This is a genomic window from Paraburkholderia caffeinitolerans (assembly GCF_902859945.1).
GTDB lineage: Bacteria > Pseudomonadota > Gammaproteobacteria > Burkholderiales > Burkholderiaceae > Paraburkholderia > Paraburkholderia caffeinitolerans.
Window position 1 is genome coordinate 31,176 of record NZ_CADIKL010000012.1, and the last position, 15,033, is coordinate 46,208.

At 65.7% G+C, this 15,033-nt stretch carries 9 protein-coding genes; 4 read left to right on the top strand and 5 right to left on the bottom strand.

Annotation, left to right across the window (positions count from 1 at the left end; genetic code table 11):
• Positions 1-102: 102 nt before the first annotated feature.
• A complete protein-coding gene (gene rpsB, locus HV773_RS14195) occupies positions 103-858 on the bottom strand; it encodes a 30S ribosomal protein S2 (RefSeq protein WP_035531861.1) in 756 nt (251 codons plus the stop codon).
• Between the two features lie 398 nt (positions 859-1,256).
• Between rpsB and map the strand changes: the two genes are divergently transcribed.
• The 4 genes from map to HV773_RS37405 all read left to right on the top strand — a co-directional run bounded on the left by map (position 1,257) and on the right by HV773_RS37405 (position 7,067).
• Positions 1,257-2,078: a type I methionyl aminopeptidase gene (gene map, locus HV773_RS14200; protein WP_129561893.1), complete on the top strand. Its 822-nt coding sequence runs from the start codon at positions 1,257-1,259 to the stop codon at positions 2,076-2,078.
• 221 nt (positions 2,079-2,299) lie between these two features.
• Positions 2,300-4,879, top strand: coding sequence for a [protein-PII] uridylyltransferase (locus HV773_RS14205; protein WP_129561892.1), 2,580 nt, complete (start codon positions 2,300-2,302; stop codon positions 4,877-4,879).
• 299 nt (positions 4,880-5,178) lie between these two features.
• Complete coding sequence (locus HV773_RS37400; RefSeq protein WP_343052353.1) at positions 5,179-6,144, top strand: hypothetical protein; 966 nt, start codon at positions 5,179-5,181, stop codon at positions 6,142-6,144.
• The gene (locus HV773_RS37405; RefSeq protein WP_343052355.1) at positions 6,141-7,067 is read left to right on the top strand and encodes a pseudouridine synthase; all 927 of its coding nucleotides are present in this window, start codon (positions 6,141-6,143) and stop codon (positions 7,065-7,067) included. The genes HV773_RS37400 and HV773_RS37405 overlap by 4 nt, the downstream gene beginning before the upstream one ends.
• A gap of 79 nt (positions 7,068-7,146) precedes the next feature.
• Here HV773_RS37405 and def read toward each other — a convergent pair whose 3' ends face one another.
• From def to smc, 4 genes are all read right to left on the bottom strand, one after another.
• Positions 7,147-7,680 carry a peptide deformylase gene (gene def / locus HV773_RS14215; RefSeq protein WP_129561890.1) on the bottom strand — a complete coding sequence of 178 codons (534 nt, stop codon included), beginning with the start codon at positions 7,678-7,680 and terminating at the stop codon, positions 7,147-7,149.
• Positions 7,677-9,737, bottom strand: a complete 2,061-nt coding sequence (ligA, locus tag HV773_RS14220; RefSeq protein ID WP_129561889.1) for an NAD-dependent DNA ligase LigA — start codon at positions 9,735-9,737, stop codon at positions 7,677-7,679. Before ligA ends, def begins: the two co-directional genes overlap by 4 nt.
• Before the next feature lie 180 nt (positions 9,738-9,917).
• Positions 9,918-11,252 carry a cell division protein ZipA C-terminal FtsZ-binding domain-containing protein gene (locus HV773_RS14225; protein WP_129561888.1) on the bottom strand — a complete coding sequence of 445 codons (1,335 nt, stop codon included), beginning with the start codon at positions 11,250-11,252 and terminating at the stop codon, positions 9,918-9,920.
• Between the two features lie 81 nt (positions 11,253-11,333).
• Positions 11,334-14,852 carry a chromosome segregation protein SMC gene (gene smc, locus HV773_RS14230; protein WP_129561887.1) on the bottom strand — a complete coding sequence of 1,173 codons (3,519 nt, stop codon included), beginning with the start codon at positions 14,850-14,852 and terminating at the stop codon, positions 11,334-11,336.
• Positions 14,853-15,033 lie beyond the last annotated feature (181 nt).

Sequence of the window (15,033 nt, forward strand, 5' to 3'; positions counted from 1 at the left end):
CTACAGGACTACGGTGCCGCCCGTATGATGCGGCATCGAACGCCACGGCTTAAAAAAAAGGGGCCTATGGAAGCCCCCTTTTCTTGCCGGACACGGGGCGGCTTACGCCTCCGGATTGACCTCGACGAACTCGTCGTCGCCCTCGTTGCCGCGCACGGCTGCAACCACTTCGTTGACCGCGCTTGCACGGCCTTCGAGGATCGCGTCAGCCACGCCTTGCGTGTACAGCGCGACAGCCTTGCTGGCGTCGTCGTTGCCCGGGATCACGTAGTCGATGCCTTCCGGCGAGTGGTTCGTGTCGACCACGGCGATGACGGGGATGCCCAGCTTGTTGGCTTCCGTCACGGCAATCTTGTGGTAACCGACGTCGACCACGAAAATTGCGTCGGGAATGCCGCCCATGTCCTTCACGCCGCCGATCGACTTTTGCAGCTTGGCGATTTCGCGTTCGAACAGGAGCGCTTCCTTCTTGCTCATCTTCTCGAGCTCACCCGCTTCCACGGCTGCTTCCATGTCCTTCAGGCGCTTGATCGAAACCTTCAGCGTCTTGAAGTTGGTCAGCATGCCGCCGAGCCAGCGTGCGTTCACGAACGGCATGCCAGCGCGTGCTGCTTCGTCAGCGATCGTGTCGCGCGATTGACGCTTCGTGCCGACGAACAGGATCGTGCCACGGTTCGATGCCAGCTGACGCACGTACTTCAGTGCGTCGTTGTACATCGGCAGCGTCTTTTCGAGGTTGATGATGTGAATCTTGTTGCGATGGCCGAAAATGAAGGGGGCCATCTTGGGGTTCCAGAAGCGCGTCTGGTGACCGAAGTGGACACCTGCTTCCAGCATTTGGCGCATGGTAACTGCCATGTTTCAATTCTCCGCTAGGGTTTGGGTCTTAAGCCGGCTGCTGTATCGGTGCGCCGCCCTACACTTTTGAGGACTGGCGCGCCCGACACCCTGGGTGCGTCGGCTTGCGATTTCACGTTTGCTTGTTACTTACTACATTGCCGCCGTTATTTTTTGCCCGCGGCGACAACAGGCATAATCGACTCCTGCACCCGTGATTCGAAAGATACACGGAGCGACTTAGCCGAAGATTATAGCACGTAATACTGACCGCACTCAAGCCAGCTATTACCCTCGGAAGAAGTCCGCCAGCGCGCCCCCCCTGCCGCCCCGCGCGCCCGCCTCCCCGCTCAAAAGCCTGCGACCCTGCGGATAAGGTGCGATAATTTGATATTCGACTGCATTTTCGGGCGCACACCATGGCCATTTCGATCAAGAACGAACACGACATCGCGCAGATGCGCGTCGCCTGCCGGCTGGCGAGCGAGGTGCTCGACTACATTACGCCCTTCGTCGTGGCGGGCGTGACGACGGGCGAACTCGACCGGCTCTGCCATGAATACATGACCAACGTGCAGGGTACGGTCCCGGCGCCGCTGAACTATCAGCCGCCCGGCTACCCGCCCTACCCGAAGGCCATCTGCACCTCGGTGAACGACGTGATCTGTCACGGTATTCCGGGCGACAAGGCGCTGAAGAACGGCGACGCGCTCAATATGGACATCACCGTGATCAAGAACGGCTACTTCGGCGACACGAGCCGCATGTTCATCGTCGGCGAGGGGTCGATTCTCGCGAAGCGCCTCGTGCAGACCACCTATGAATGCATGTGGCTCGGCATCGATCAGGTGCGCCCGGGCGGCCATCTGGGCGACATCGGCCACGCCATTCAGCGTTACGCCGAAGCGCAGGGCTACAGCGTCGTGCGCGAGTATTGCGGCCACGGCATCGGCACGGTGTTTCACGACGAGCCGCAGGTGCTTCACTACGGCCGCCCCGGCACGGGCGTCGAGTTGCTGCCGGGCATGATCTTCACCATCGAACCGATGATCAACGCCGGCCGCCGCGAGATCCGCACCATGCCGGACCAGTGGACCGTCAAGACCAAGGACCGCAGCCTCTCGGCGCAATGGGAGCATACGGTGCTCGTGACCGAGACGGGCTATGAAGTGCTGACGGTTTCGGCCGGCACGCCGGCCAAGCCGGCTATCGTTGCGCAGATGGCGGGCTCGGCCGCCTGATTGCAAGGCGCGCGCCGGGGGCGAGCGCAACACCAGGCGGCAGGCTGCACAATACGCATTATGAGCTGGCGTTACCCGAGTACCACCTTGGCATCATTCAGGTATAGCCCAGACATAAACCAGGCTTAAACCGGCATCGCCCCACGTCCGCACGGTCCGCCGCCCGGCAGTCCGCGTGGGCGCCGGGCATTCTTCAACCCGCGCCAACTGCACCGAAGCCCATGAGCGTTCCCGCTGTCGCCGCACCCGATACGTCGTCGCTGAAGTCCGACTACAAGGCCGCCAAGGCTCAGTTGCTCGAACGGTTCAGGAGCGCATCCAATGTCGACTCGCTGATGCGCGCGCTCGCCCGCACCACCGACGACACCCTGCGCCGCGCCTGGAGCCTGTGCGACTTGCCGGCTTCGCTCGCGCTTGTGGCCGTGGGCGGCTTCGGACGCGGCGAGCTCGCGCCATACTCCGATGTCGACATCCTCGTGCTGCTGCCCGACTATGAAGCGCTCGCACCGCTCGAATCCCGCCTCGAGCAGTTCATCGGCCTCGCGTGGGACCTCGGCCTCGAAATCGGCAGCAGTGTGCGCAGCGTCTCGCAATGCCTCGAAGAAGCCGCCGGCGACGTGACGGTGCGCACGTCGCTACTCGAAGCGCGCCGCATCACGGGCAGCCCGACGCTATTCGGCGACTTCGTGCAGCGCTACCGCGACGCCATGGACCCACGCGCGTTCTTCCAGGCCAAAGTGCTGGAAATGCGCCAGCGTCACGGGCGCTTCCAGGATACGCCCTACGCGCTGGAGCCGAACGTCAAGGAAAGCCCCGGCGGCTTGCGCGACCTGCAACTGATCCTCTGGGTCAGCGAAGCCGCAGCATTTGGCAGCAGTTGGAAAGAACTCGATCAGCGTGGGCTCATCACGGAGCGCGAGGCGCGCGAACTGCGCCGCAACGAAGCGTTTCTGAAAACCCTGCGGGCGCGCCTGCATGTGATCGCGGGCCGCCGCCAGGACATCCTCGTGTTCGATCTACAGACGAGCGTGGCCGAAAGCTTCGGCTACTCGGCCAGCGCGGCGCGGCGCGCGAGCGAGCAGCTCATGCGGCGCTACTACTGGGCGGCCAAGGCGGTCACGCAGCTGACGACCATCCTCATCCAGAACATCGAGGCGCAGCTCTTCCCGAGCACGAGCGGCATCACGCGGACCCTCTCGGATCATTTCGTCGAAAAACAGGGCATGATCGAAATCGTGACCGACGACGTGTTCGAGCGCGAACCGCATGCAATCCTCGAAGCCTTCCTGCTTTACGAACAGGTGCCTGGCGTGAAGGGCCTCTCGGCGCGCACCTTGCGCGCGCTGTACAACGCGCGCGAGAGGATGGACCAGCACTGGCGCCGCGACCCAGAAAACCGCCGCCTCTTCATGGCGATCATGAAGGAGCCAGCGGGCATCACCCATGCCATCCGGCTGATGAACCAGACGAGCGTGCTGGGGCGCTACCTGCTGAACTTCCGGCGCATCGTCGGGCAGATGCAGCACGACCTCTATCACGTCTACACGGTCGATCAGCACATCCTGATGGTGCTGCGCAATATCCGCCGCTTCGCCGTGGCAGAGCATGTGCACGAGTATCCGTTCTGCAGCCAGTTGATCGCCGATTTCGAGCGGCCCTGGGTGCTTTTCGTGGCGGCGCTCTTTCACGACATCGCCAAGGGGCGCGGCGGCGACCATTCGCAGCTCGGCATGGCCGACGCGCGGCGGTTCTGCCGCGAGCACGGCATCGCCAGTGAAGACTCCGACCTGATCGTCTGGCTCGTCCAGCAGCACCTGACCATGAGCCAGGTCGCCCAGAAACAGGACACGAGCGACCCCGAAGTGGTGAAGCGTTTTGCCGATCTGGTGGGCTCGAAGCGCCGGCTTTCGGCGCTCTATCTGCTGACCGTGGCCGATATCCGCGGCACCAGCCCCAAGGTCTGGAACAACTGGAAGGGCAAGCTGCTGGAGGATCTCTACCGCTCGACGCTCGCCGTGCTCGGCGGCGCCCAGCCCGACGCGCACTCGGAACTCAAAACGCGCCAGGAACTGGCGCTCGCGCTGCTGCGCCTCGAAACCGTGCCGGAGCACGCGCACCGTGCGCTGTGGGACAAGCTCGACGTGGGCTATTTCCTGCGCCACGACGCTGCCGACATCGCGTGGCAGACGCGCGTGCTCTACCGCTATGTGGAAACGCCCTCGCCGGTCGTGCGCGCGCGGCCCTCGCCCGTGGGCGAAGCGCTGCAAGTGCTGGTCTATGCGAAGGACCGGCCGGACCTGTTCGCCACCATGTGCGGCTACTTCGACCGCAGCGGCCTGTCCGTGCTCGATGCGCGCGTAAGCACGACGCGTCACGGCTACGCGCTGGACAACTTCATCGTCGCCCACCCCGAGGGCGACGTGCATTACCGCGATATCGCGAATCTGGTCGAGCAAGAACTCGCCCAGCGCCTCGCGGCGTCCGGCAATCCGCTGCCGGAGCCGTCGAAGGGGCGGCTCTCGCGCCTGTCGCGCACTTTCCCGGTCACGCCGCGCGTCGACCTGCGTGCCGACGAGCGCGACCAGTACTACATCCTCTCCGTGTCGGCGAACGACCGGCTGGGCCTTCTTTATTCCATCGCGCGCGTGCTGGCCGAGCACCGCATCGGCGTCCAGGCGGCGCGGATCAATACGCTCGGCGAGCGCGTGGAGGACGTGTTTCTGCTCGACGGGTCGGGTCTGTCCGACAACCGCCAGCAGATCCGCGTCGAAACCGAACTGCTGCGCGCGATAGCAGTGTGAAAGCAACATCGAAAGACGTAAAACCATGCGAGCCAAACTGACAGCCAAACATCCGCGCCCGGCCACGCCCGAACGCGCCCCCGTCCGCCGCGGCAGCACGACCGCCCGCAAGCCGGTGCGCTCAGACGAGGCGCGGCCGGCTGAAGGACGGCCCGCACAAGCGCGCCCGTCGACGGCAAAACCCGGTGGGAAGCCCATGTCCGGGAAGCCGGCGACCGCGCGCGAACGCGACACGTCGAACCGCCCCGCTCGCCCGCCGCGCGAAGGCGGTGGCTACGGCGACGAGCGCCGTCCGTTCCGTGCTCGTGAAGAAGGTGGCGAGCGCCGGTTCCCCCGTCGTGATGAAGGCGAAGGCCAACGTCCCTTCCGCGCACGCGATGAAGGCGGTGAACGCCGCTTCCCGCGCCGTGATGAAGGCGAAGGCCAGCGCCCCTTCCGTGCACGCGACGAAGGTGGTGAACGTCGCCCGTTCCGTGCTCGTGAAGAAGGCGGCGATCGCCGCTTCCCGCGCCGTGACGAAGGCGAAGGCCAGCGCCCCTTCCGTTCACGCGACGAAGGTGGTGAACGCCGCCCGCTCCGTGCTCGTGAAGAAGGCGGCGAACGCCGCTTCCCGCGCCGTGATGAAGGCGAAGGCCAGCGCCCCTTCCGTGCACGCGACGAAGGTGGTGAACGCCGTCCGTTCCGTGCTCGTGAAGAAGGCGGTGAACGCCGCTTCCCGCGCCGTGACGAAGGCGAAGGCCAGCGCCCCTTCCGTGCACGCGACGAAGGTGGTGAACGCCGTCCGTTCCGTGCTCGTGAAGAAGGCGGTGAACGCCGCTTCCCGCGCCGTGATGAAGGCGAAGGCCAACGTCCCTTCCGCGCACGCGATGAAGGTGGTGAACGCCGTCCGTTCCGTGCTCGTGAAGAAGGTGGCGAGCGCCGCTTCCCGCGCCGGGATGAAGGCGAAGGCCAACGCCCCTTCCGCGCACGCGATGAAGGTGGTGAACGCCGTCCGTTCCGCGCTCGTGAAGAAGGTGGCGAGCGCCGCTTCCCGCGCCGTGACGAAGGCCAGCGCCCGTCCCGTGCTCGCGAAGAAGGTGGCGAACGCCGCTTCCCGCGCCGTGATGAAAGCGAAGGCCAACGTCCCTTCCGCGCACGCGATGAAGGCGGCGAACGCCGTTTCCCGCGTCGGGACGACGGCGACGATCGACGCCCCTCGTTTCGCCGCGACCAGGGTTCCGACGAACGGCGCCCGCGCGACGACCGTGGCTTCGCGCGCCCCGTGAAATCCTCTTGGGGTAACGCAAACGAGCGCAGCGCGGAAGACGCCCGCGCACGCAAGCCCGGCCCGAAACCCTTCGCGAAGGGCTCCGGCCAGGCCCCGCGCCGCACCCCGGCTGCCGGCGACCAAGCCGCCCCGCAACGCACAGCGCGCGTGGAGGTCGACGGCGACAACGCGCTGCGCCTGTCCAAGCGCATGTCGGAACTGGGCCTGTGCTCGCGCCGCGAAGCCGATGAATGGATCGAAAAAGGCTGGGTCTATGTGGACGGCGAAGTCGTCGACACGCTAGGCGCCAAGGTCACGCCGCAGCAGCGCATCGAAGTCGACCCCGCCGCGCTCGCCGCGCAGGCGCGCCAAGTGACGATCCTGCTACACAAGCCGGTGGGCTATGTCTCGGGCCAGGCCGAAGACGGCTATGAGCCGGCGGCCACGCTCGTCACGGCCGGGAATCACTGGGACGGCGATCACTCGGGCATCCGCTTTTCGGCGCAACACCTACGTACGCTCGCACCGGCGGGCCGCCTCGACATCGACTCGACCGGCCTGCTCGTACTGACCCAGGACGGCCGCGTAGCGAAGCAGTTGATCGGCGAAAGCTCCGATATCGACAAGGAATACCTCGTGCGCGTGACCTACGGCGACATCGAGATGGAAGTCGACCAGCACTTCCCGCCTGAATTGCTGGCCAGGCTGCGCCACGGCCTCTCGCTCGACGACGTGCCGCTCAAGCCCGCCATGGTGAGCTGGCAAAATGGCGAGCAGCTGCGCTTCGTGCTGCGCGAAGGCAAGAAGCGCCAGATCCGCCGCATGTGCGAACTGGTCGGGCTGAAGGTGGTGGGCCTCAAGCGCGTGCGCATGGGCCGCGTGCTGCTGGGCGCGCTGCCGCAGGGGCAATGGCGCTATCTGTCGGCTGACGAGGCGTTCTGAACGCCGCCAGTTGCTGCAAGTAAAACGGGAGCCGCGGCTCCCGTTTTTTATGTGCGCCCGCTTGCGCGCGCGCCCGATCTCATTCGTCGCTCGTGGGATCGAGATCTGGGAACAGGATGTCGGTGAAACCGAACTTCGAGAAGTCGGTGATGCGCATGGGGTACAGCTTGCCGATCAGATGATCGCATTCGTGCTGGACCACGCGCGCGTGAAAGCCTTCCGCCACGCGCTCGATGGAATTGCCGTACTGGTCGAAGCCGTTGTAGCGGATCATCGAATAGCGGCTCACCGCGCCGCGCAGGCCGGGCACCGAAAGGCAGCCTTCCCAGCCTTCTTCCATGTCGTGCGAAAGCGGATGGATGACCGGGTTGATCAGCACGGTTTGCGGCACCGGCGGCGCTTCCGGATAGCGCTCGTTGTCTTCGAAGCCGAAGATCACGACCTGCAGGTCGACGCCGATCTGCGGAGCGGCGAGCCCTGCCCCGTTAGCCGCGTGCATCGTATCGAACATGTCGGCAATCAGCTCGTGCAATTCGGGCGTGTCGAAATGGTCGACCGGTCTGGCGATACCGAGCAGGCGCGGATCGCCCATTCTGAGAATTTCGCGAATCATGTCGTGTGCCTCTCCAGGAGCTTGTGCAACCCTTCTTCGTCGAGCACCGGCACGCCGAGTTCCTCGGCTTTCGCAAGCTTGCTGCCTGCTTCGGCGCCCGCCACCACGTAGTCGGTCTTCTTCGACACCGAGCCGGCCACCTTCGCGCCGGCCGCTTCCAGCATTTCTTTCGCTGCATCGCGCGTAAGCGTGGGCAGCGTGCCGGTGAGCACCACCGTCTTGCCCGCCAGCACACCCACCGGCGCTTTCGGCGCGGGAGGACCGTCCGCCCATCTGACCTTGCCCGGTGCACGCAGTTGCTCGATTACAGTGCGGTTATGTTCTTCCGCAAAGAACCGATGAATCGACTCGGCAACGATCGGCCCGACATCGTTCACTTCGAGCAATTGCTCGATGGACGCGTCCATGATCGGATCGAGCGAGCCGAAATGTTTCGCCAGATCCTTCGCCGTGGATTCGCCCACGTGGCGAATCCCCAGCGCGTAGATGAAGCGCGCCAGCGTGGTGGATTTGGCCTTCTCGAGCGAGTCCAGCAGATTCTGTGCCGACTTGTCCGCCATGCGCTCGAGCTCGGCCAGCGTGGAGAAGCCTAGGTTGAACAGATCGGCCGGCGTGCGCACGAGATTCTGGTCGACCAGCTGGTCGATAATCTTTTCGCCCAGACCGTCAATATCCAGCGCGCGGCGCTGCGCGAAATGCCATAGCGCCTGCTTGCGCTGCGCCGGACAAAAGAGGCCCCCTGTGCAACGCGCGATCGCTTCGTCGGGCAGGCGCTCGATGCCCGAGCCGCACACCGGGCACTCGGTGGGCATCACGAACTCGCGAGCGTCCACGGGGCGGCGCTCCGCGAGCGCGCTCACCACCTCGGGAATCACGTCGCCCGCGCGGCGCACGATCACCGTGTCGCCAATGCGGATGTCCTTGCGGCGCACTTCGTCTTCGTTGTGCAGCGTGGCATTGGTGACGGTCGCGCCGCCCACGAACACCGGTTCGAGCCGCGCGACCGGCGTGATGGCGCCCGTGCGGCCCACCTGCACGTCGATGGCGACGACCTTCGTGAGCGCCTCCTGCGCCGGGAATTTGTGGGCGAGCGCAAAACGCGGCGCGCGCGAGACGAAGCCGAGCCTGTCCTGCTCGTCGCGCCGGTTGACCTTGTAGACCACGCCGTCGATGTCGTAGGGCAGCGACTCGCGCTTCTCGCCCACGGCGCGGAAAAATTCCAGCAGTCCCTGCGCGCCCTTCGCGACCGCACGCTCGCTGTTCACTGGCAGGCCCATTTCCGCGTACCAGTCGAGCAGTTCGCTGTGCGTGGCAGGCATGGGCTCGCCTTCGAGCCCGCCAATGCCATAGGCGAAAAACGACAGCGGCCGCTGCGCGGTGATCTTCGAATCGAGCTGGCGCAGACTGCCTGCCGCTGCGTTGCGCGGGTTCGCAAACTCTTTCTGTCCCGCCTCGCGCTGACGCTCGTTCATACGGTCGAAGTCACGGCGGAACATCAGTACTTCGCCGCGCACGTCGAGCACCTTCGGCACGCGCTGGCCTTTGAGCCGCAGCGGCAGCGAACGGATGGTGCGCACGTTTTCCGTGACGTTCTCGCCTGTCGTGCCGTCGCCGCGCGTGGAAGCCTCCACGAACACGCCGTCCACATAGCGCAGCGAAATAGCCAGGCCGTCGAACTTGAGTTCGCAGGCATACTCGACCGGGTCGCCTTCGGCCTTGTCGAGCGCGTCGGACACTCGCTTGTCGAACGCGACGATGTCTTCGTCGGCAAAGCCGTTGTTGAGCGAGAGCATCGGCACGTCGTGCACCACCTGCTCGAAGCCCGCTGCCGCCTCGCCGCCCACGCGCTGGGTGGGCGAATCGGGCGAGACGAGTTCCGGATGCTCGGACTCGACCTGCTGGAGTTCGCGGAACAGCTTGTCGTATTCCGCGTCGGGCAACTCCGGCTGGTCGAGTACGTAGTACGCGTGATTGGCGCGCTCGAGTTCGGCGCGCAACCACGACGCGCGCTGCGCCGCAGTGGACTCTTCGGAAGGACGGGCGGGAGTACGGACCATGCTTGGGGCGGTTTCTTCTAAGTGATCTGGATTGTCAGATTATCTCAGGAAGCCATCGCTGTGGCATCGGCCGAACGGCCAGCTTCGTGCGTCGCCGAACGACCCGCGTTTGCACGGCGCACAAAAAAAGCGCGGCGCCATGATGGCGCCGCGTCTCTTGCGATGATCAAGCGTTCGTCGTTACTGGCTGAAGAGCCGCCGCGTGGCCGGCGAGCCCGCCGGAATGCCGGCCTGCTCGAGCTTCGCGTAGAGCGTCATGAGCTGCTTGTCGATGGACTGCAGCACGGACTCCGGCAGCGGCCGGCGCTGATCGTCCACCACGCGGCCGCCGATGCGCTCCGCGAGCGAGCGCGCGTAATCGCACATCAGGCGGAACGGCAGGATGTCTTCGTCGGCCACCGGCACATCGAGGACCAGGGTGATCATCTGGCCACCCTTGTAAGTAAGATCGTCGCGCAAGAAGTTGGTGTCGCCGAATTGCAGCATGAACACCGGGCTCTGCTTCGAGTCGAGCTTGACAAAGCGCGTGCCGTCGCGCGAGAGCAGCAGGCCGTCCTGGGCCGCCACCGCCTGCACGTAGTTCGCCGACCACGGTGCGCCGTCCGAGAGCACGTTGATCGAAAGCTGGGCGTCGCACTGCGCCGCGAAGCCATCGAGTTCGCGGGCCATCGCTACGGTTTCCGTCATGTCCGGGAATTCGGGCAGACCGTCGAGCGCATCCGCGAACTGCTGCACGCCCGCAACGAACTCGGAGAACTCCAGTTCGTTGAGCGGGCCATTGCGGTTCGCCAGTTGCGCGGCCGCGCGCAATTCTTCGTAACGCACGCCGTTTTGCAGCAGTTCCCAACCATCGCCGCCTTCGGGCTTGCCTTCGATATGCACTGGCTTGCTGCCCGCGCGGCGCAGGCGCTGCGCAAGCGGAATCACGCGCTCGCCGGGCTGCGGCCCGCCGAGCCGGATCGGCACGATGCAGTCGATGCGCCGATCCACGATGGCGGGCGGCGCCGACGAGATCGTCGTGGCGGCAGGCAGCACCGGCTCGACGCGATCGTCTTCAGCGCGCTTTTCACCCGGCTTTTCATCGCGCTTTTCGTCGTGCTTCTCGTCCTTTGCGACGTGAGCCGCCGGCTCGCCGTGCTCCGTTGAGGACGCACGCGAGTCCTCACCTTCGGCCTCGTCGGGCTCATCGTTCGAAAAGCCATTCGGCGAAGTTCTCTCCGCCTGGATGTCCACTGGCGTATCGGCGGGCGCCACCGCGCCGAAGCCCGGCTCCATGCGCTCCTCGGCGGCACTGCCGCCCGCGAGCGACGGTTCGCGTTTGGCCGGCGCACGAGCCGGCTCGATGAACGGGCTCTGCTCGTTCAGGTCGTCGCGCAACGGCGCCTCGGCCGTTTCCTCGGGCATGGGACGCGGCATGCGCCGACGCACCCTGGCGCTCTGCCACGCGTTGTACACCACCACGCCCCCGACGACCACGGCACCCGCGCCGATCAACCCGAGAGTCAACTGATCCATGCATGCTCCATCTGCAATTCTTTTCCGGCGGCGCGCTTCGTCCCTACGTCCTCAGGGACACGCGCGCCGCGTGCGTGGCCATCAGGCCGTATTCTGTGAGAAACCAGCAGCCGTTTCCATATCGACCGCAACGATGCGCGAAACACCCTGCTCCTGCATCGTCACGCCAATCAACTGCTGCGCCATCTCCATCGCGATCTTGTTATGCGAGATGAACAGGAACTGCGTCTTGTCCGACATCGCGCGCACCAGATTGGCGAAGCGCTCCGTGTTGGCATCATCGAGCGGCGCGTCCACTTCGTCGAGCAGACAGAACGGCGCCGGGTTCAACTGGAACATCGCGAACACCAGTGCCGTGGCGGTGAGCGCCTTCTCGCCACCCGAAAGCAGGTGAATCGTCGAGTTTTTCTTGCCGGGCGGCTGCGCCATCACCTGCACGCCGGCGTCGAGAATCTCGTCGCCGGTCATGATGAGCTTGGCCTGACCACCGCCGAAGAGGCGCGGGAACAGGTCGCCGAAATGCCGGTTCACTTCGTCGAACGTGCCTTGCAGCAGCGTGCGCGTTTCCTGGTCGATCTTGCGAATCGCGTCTTCGAGCGTTTCGATCGCGCTCGTGAGGTCGGTGGACTGCGCGTCGAGGAAAGTCTTGCGCTCCTTCGCAGCAGCCAGTTCGTCGAGCGCGGCCATGTTGACCGGACCGAGCGCGGCGATCGCGTTGTTGATGCGCGTGACCTCGCCTTGCAGATACGGCGGCTTGAGGTCTGGCGAAAGCTTCGCCTGCAGCGCGGCTTCGTCCACCCCCGCGGCCTGCAGTTGCTCGACAAACTGCTCGCCGTTCAGGCGCGCGGCCTGTTCCTTCAACTGCAATTCGGTGATGCGGTCGCGCAGCGGTTGCAACGCACGCTCGGCCGTGAGACGCGTCTCGTCGGCCGCGCGCAGCTTCGCGCTCAGGTCGTCGAGTTCGGCGCGTGCCGAGCGCAGCGCTTCTTCCTTCTCCGCGCGGATTTCCAGTGCGTCCTGCAGGCCCGTGTGTGCAGTCTGCTCGTTGATCGTTTCCAGTTCCGCGCGCGCGTCTTCGAGCGAGGTGGCCACGCGCTCGCTCTGGTCATGCGCGACCTGAATGTTGCGCTTGAGCTCTTCGATGCGATTGACCATGTTGCGCGCCGCGAAGCGCGCATCGCCCGCCGCGCGTTCGAGATCACGTGCCTCGTTGCGGGCGCTGCCCAACTCCTCGTCGAGCGACTCGAACGCCAGTTGATTGTCTTCGAAGCGGGCCTGCAACTCCGCGAGCTCGGCGTCGTGGCGCTCAAAGTTCGCCTCCGACTCCGCGCGCAATGCGCGCTGCTCTTCGATCTGTGCGCGGATCTCTTCGAGTTCCTCGCGAATCTGCGTGCTGCGCGCCGTGTAGCGCTCGTGCGCCTGGGTGAGCTTGAGCACGTCCATCTGCAGCGCGTGCCCGCGCTGCGTCGCGCGTTCGACCTGCTGGCGCACTTCGGTGAGCGCCTGGGCCGCCTGGGTGTGCACAGCCTCGGCGCGCACCGCGGCAGCGCGTGCGTCATCGGCGAGCAGCGCCTGGGCGCGCACCTGACGCGTGAGATTCTCGATTTCCTGCTGGCGCGCCAGCATGCCCGCCTGCTCAGAGTCGGCGGCATAAAGCTGCACGCCCACGCGCGTCACCATGTGGCCGGCCTTCACCACGAACGCGCCGCCCTCGGGCAACTGCGCGCGCTGCGAAAGCGCTTCGGCCAGATCGGCGGCCACGAAGGTCGTGCCGAGCCATTCGTTGAGCACCGCGCGCAGGCCGGCATCGTCGATACGCACGAGCGAGAGCAACGGCGTGAGGCCCGCGGGCGCGGCCAGCGCCTGGCCAGCCGGCGGCGGCGCGTAGAACGCGAGCTTGGCCGGCGGCGCGTCGGTCGCGAATGCCTTCACCCAGTCGAGGTTCGACACTTCTAGCGCGGCAAGACGCTCGCGCAGCACGGCTTCGAGCGCGGTCTCCCAGCCAGCTTCGACGTGCAACTTCTTCCACAAACGCGGCAGCGCGCCCAGTTCATGGCGTTCGAGCCACGGCTGGATCTTGCCTTCGGTCTGCACGTTCTCCTGAAGCTGCTTAAGCGCGGCGAGGCGTGCTTCGAGCTGATGGATCTGCGCGCTTTCGGCCTGCACGCGCTCGTGCGCGGCTCGACGCTCGGCGTCGAGCCGCGGCACGGTTTCCTGCGCATCGGCAAGACGCTGCTGCGCGTCGTGCAGGATCTCTTCCTGCTCGGCCAGTTGCATGCGCAACTCTTCGAGCTGAGCTTCGTCGGGCGCGTCTAGCCCGCCTTCCTCCGACTTCAGGCGCTCGTGGCGCTGCTGAAGCTGCTGGAGCATCTGGTCGGCGTTGCGCTGATGCGCGGCTTCGAGCTTGATCGCCTGTTCGGTGCGCGCGATGCCCGCGCGCTCGTCGTTCAGTTGGGACTGGGCGTCGCGCCAGCGGTTTTCGAGCGCGGGCAGCGCTTCCTGCTTCGCCGCCGCCTGCTCCTCGGCGATGGCCGCCTTTTCCTCGCCCATCGCGAGCTGCTCTTCGGCGTCCGCGATGTCGTCCTGGGCCTTCTGCGCCTGCGCCTGCCATTGCTCGCGCTGGGCGGTGAGCGCCGCGATCTGCGCCTGCACGCGATTGCGCGACTCGACGATGAACTTGATTTCCGCTTCAAGGCGGCTCACTTCGGCGTTCGCTTCATAGAGCGAGCCTTGCGCACCCTGCATCGCGTCGCTGGCCGAATAATGCGCGACGCGCAGCGTTTCGAGCTGCGCTTCGACTTCGCGCAGTTGTGCGGTGTGCCGCTCCAGATCGATCTGCGCCTGCTCGATCGCGCGTTGCTGGCGCTGCTGCTCGCCGGCCGCCTCGTTCTTGCGCAAGAGCCACAACAGGCGCTGCTTTTCTTCGCCTTCGGCTTGCAGCTCGCGGAACTTCGTCGCCACCACGGCCTGGCCTTCGAGCTTCTCCAGGTTCGTGGAGAGCTCGCGCACGATGTCCTCCACGCGCGTGAGATTCTCGCGCGTGTCGTGCAGACGGTTTTCGGTCTCGCGGCGGCGCTCCTTGTACTTCGAGACGCCCGCGGCTTCTTCGAGGAACACGCGCAGCTCTTCGGGCTTAGCCTCGATGATGCGCGCGATCATGCCCTGCCCGATGATCGCGTACGCGCGCGGCCCGAGGCCGGTGCCGAGGAAGATGTCCTGGATGTCGCGCCGGCGCGCCGGCAGATTGTTGATGTAGTAGCTCGAGGTGCCGTCGCGCGTGAGCACGCGCTTGACGGCGATCTCGGCGTACTGGCCCCACTGGCCAGCAGCGCGCCCGTCGGCGTTGTCGAACACGAGTTCGACGCTCGCGCGGCTACCGGGCTTGCGCGCGGTGGAACCGTTGAAAATGACATCCTGCATCGACTCGCCGCGCAGCTCCGAGGCGCGCGATTCGCCGAGCACCCAGCGCACGGCGTCGATGATGTTCGACTTGCCACAGCCATTGGGCCCGACCACGCCGACGAGTTGGCCCGGGACCTGGAAGTGCGTGGGATCGACGAAGGATTTGAAGCCAGCGAGTTTAATCGAGGTCAGACGCACGGCGATATCGCTGTTTGAATAGGGAGAGTGAACGGGACCGCCCGCGCCGCATGCCACGCGCTGCACGCGCATGGGTCACGCATCGAATGCTGCGCGCACTTCGGGCACTACATCTCGGGCAGCCGCCACGGCTCGCCGCGCGAAGCACCTTGTGCGCGCCCGCCCGGCGAGGATCAGCGGC

Excerpts from the sequence above, each read along its gene's own strand:
- HV773_RS14205 (WP_129561892.1), top strand. The coding sequence starts at position 2,300 with ATGAGCGTTCCCGCTGTCGCCGCACCCGATACGTCGTCGCTGAAGTCC.
- ligA (WP_129561889.1), bottom strand. The coding sequence starts at position 9,737 with ATGGTCCGTACTCCCGCCCGTCCTTCCGAAGAGTCCACTGCGGCGCAG.
- rpsB (WP_035531861.1), bottom strand. The coding sequence starts at position 858 with ATGGCAGTTACCATGCGCCAAATGCTGGAAGCAGGTGTCCACTTCGGT.
- def (WP_129561890.1), bottom strand. The coding sequence starts at position 7,680 with ATGATTCGCGAAATTCTCAGAATGGGCGATCCGCGCCTGCTCGGTATC.
- map (WP_129561893.1), top strand. The coding sequence starts at position 1,257 with ATGGCCATTTCGATCAAGAACGAACACGACATCGCGCAGATGCGCGTC.
- HV773_RS14225 (WP_129561888.1), bottom strand. The coding sequence starts at position 11,252 with ATGGATCAGTTGACTCTCGGGTTGATCGGCGCGGGTGCCGTGGTCGTC.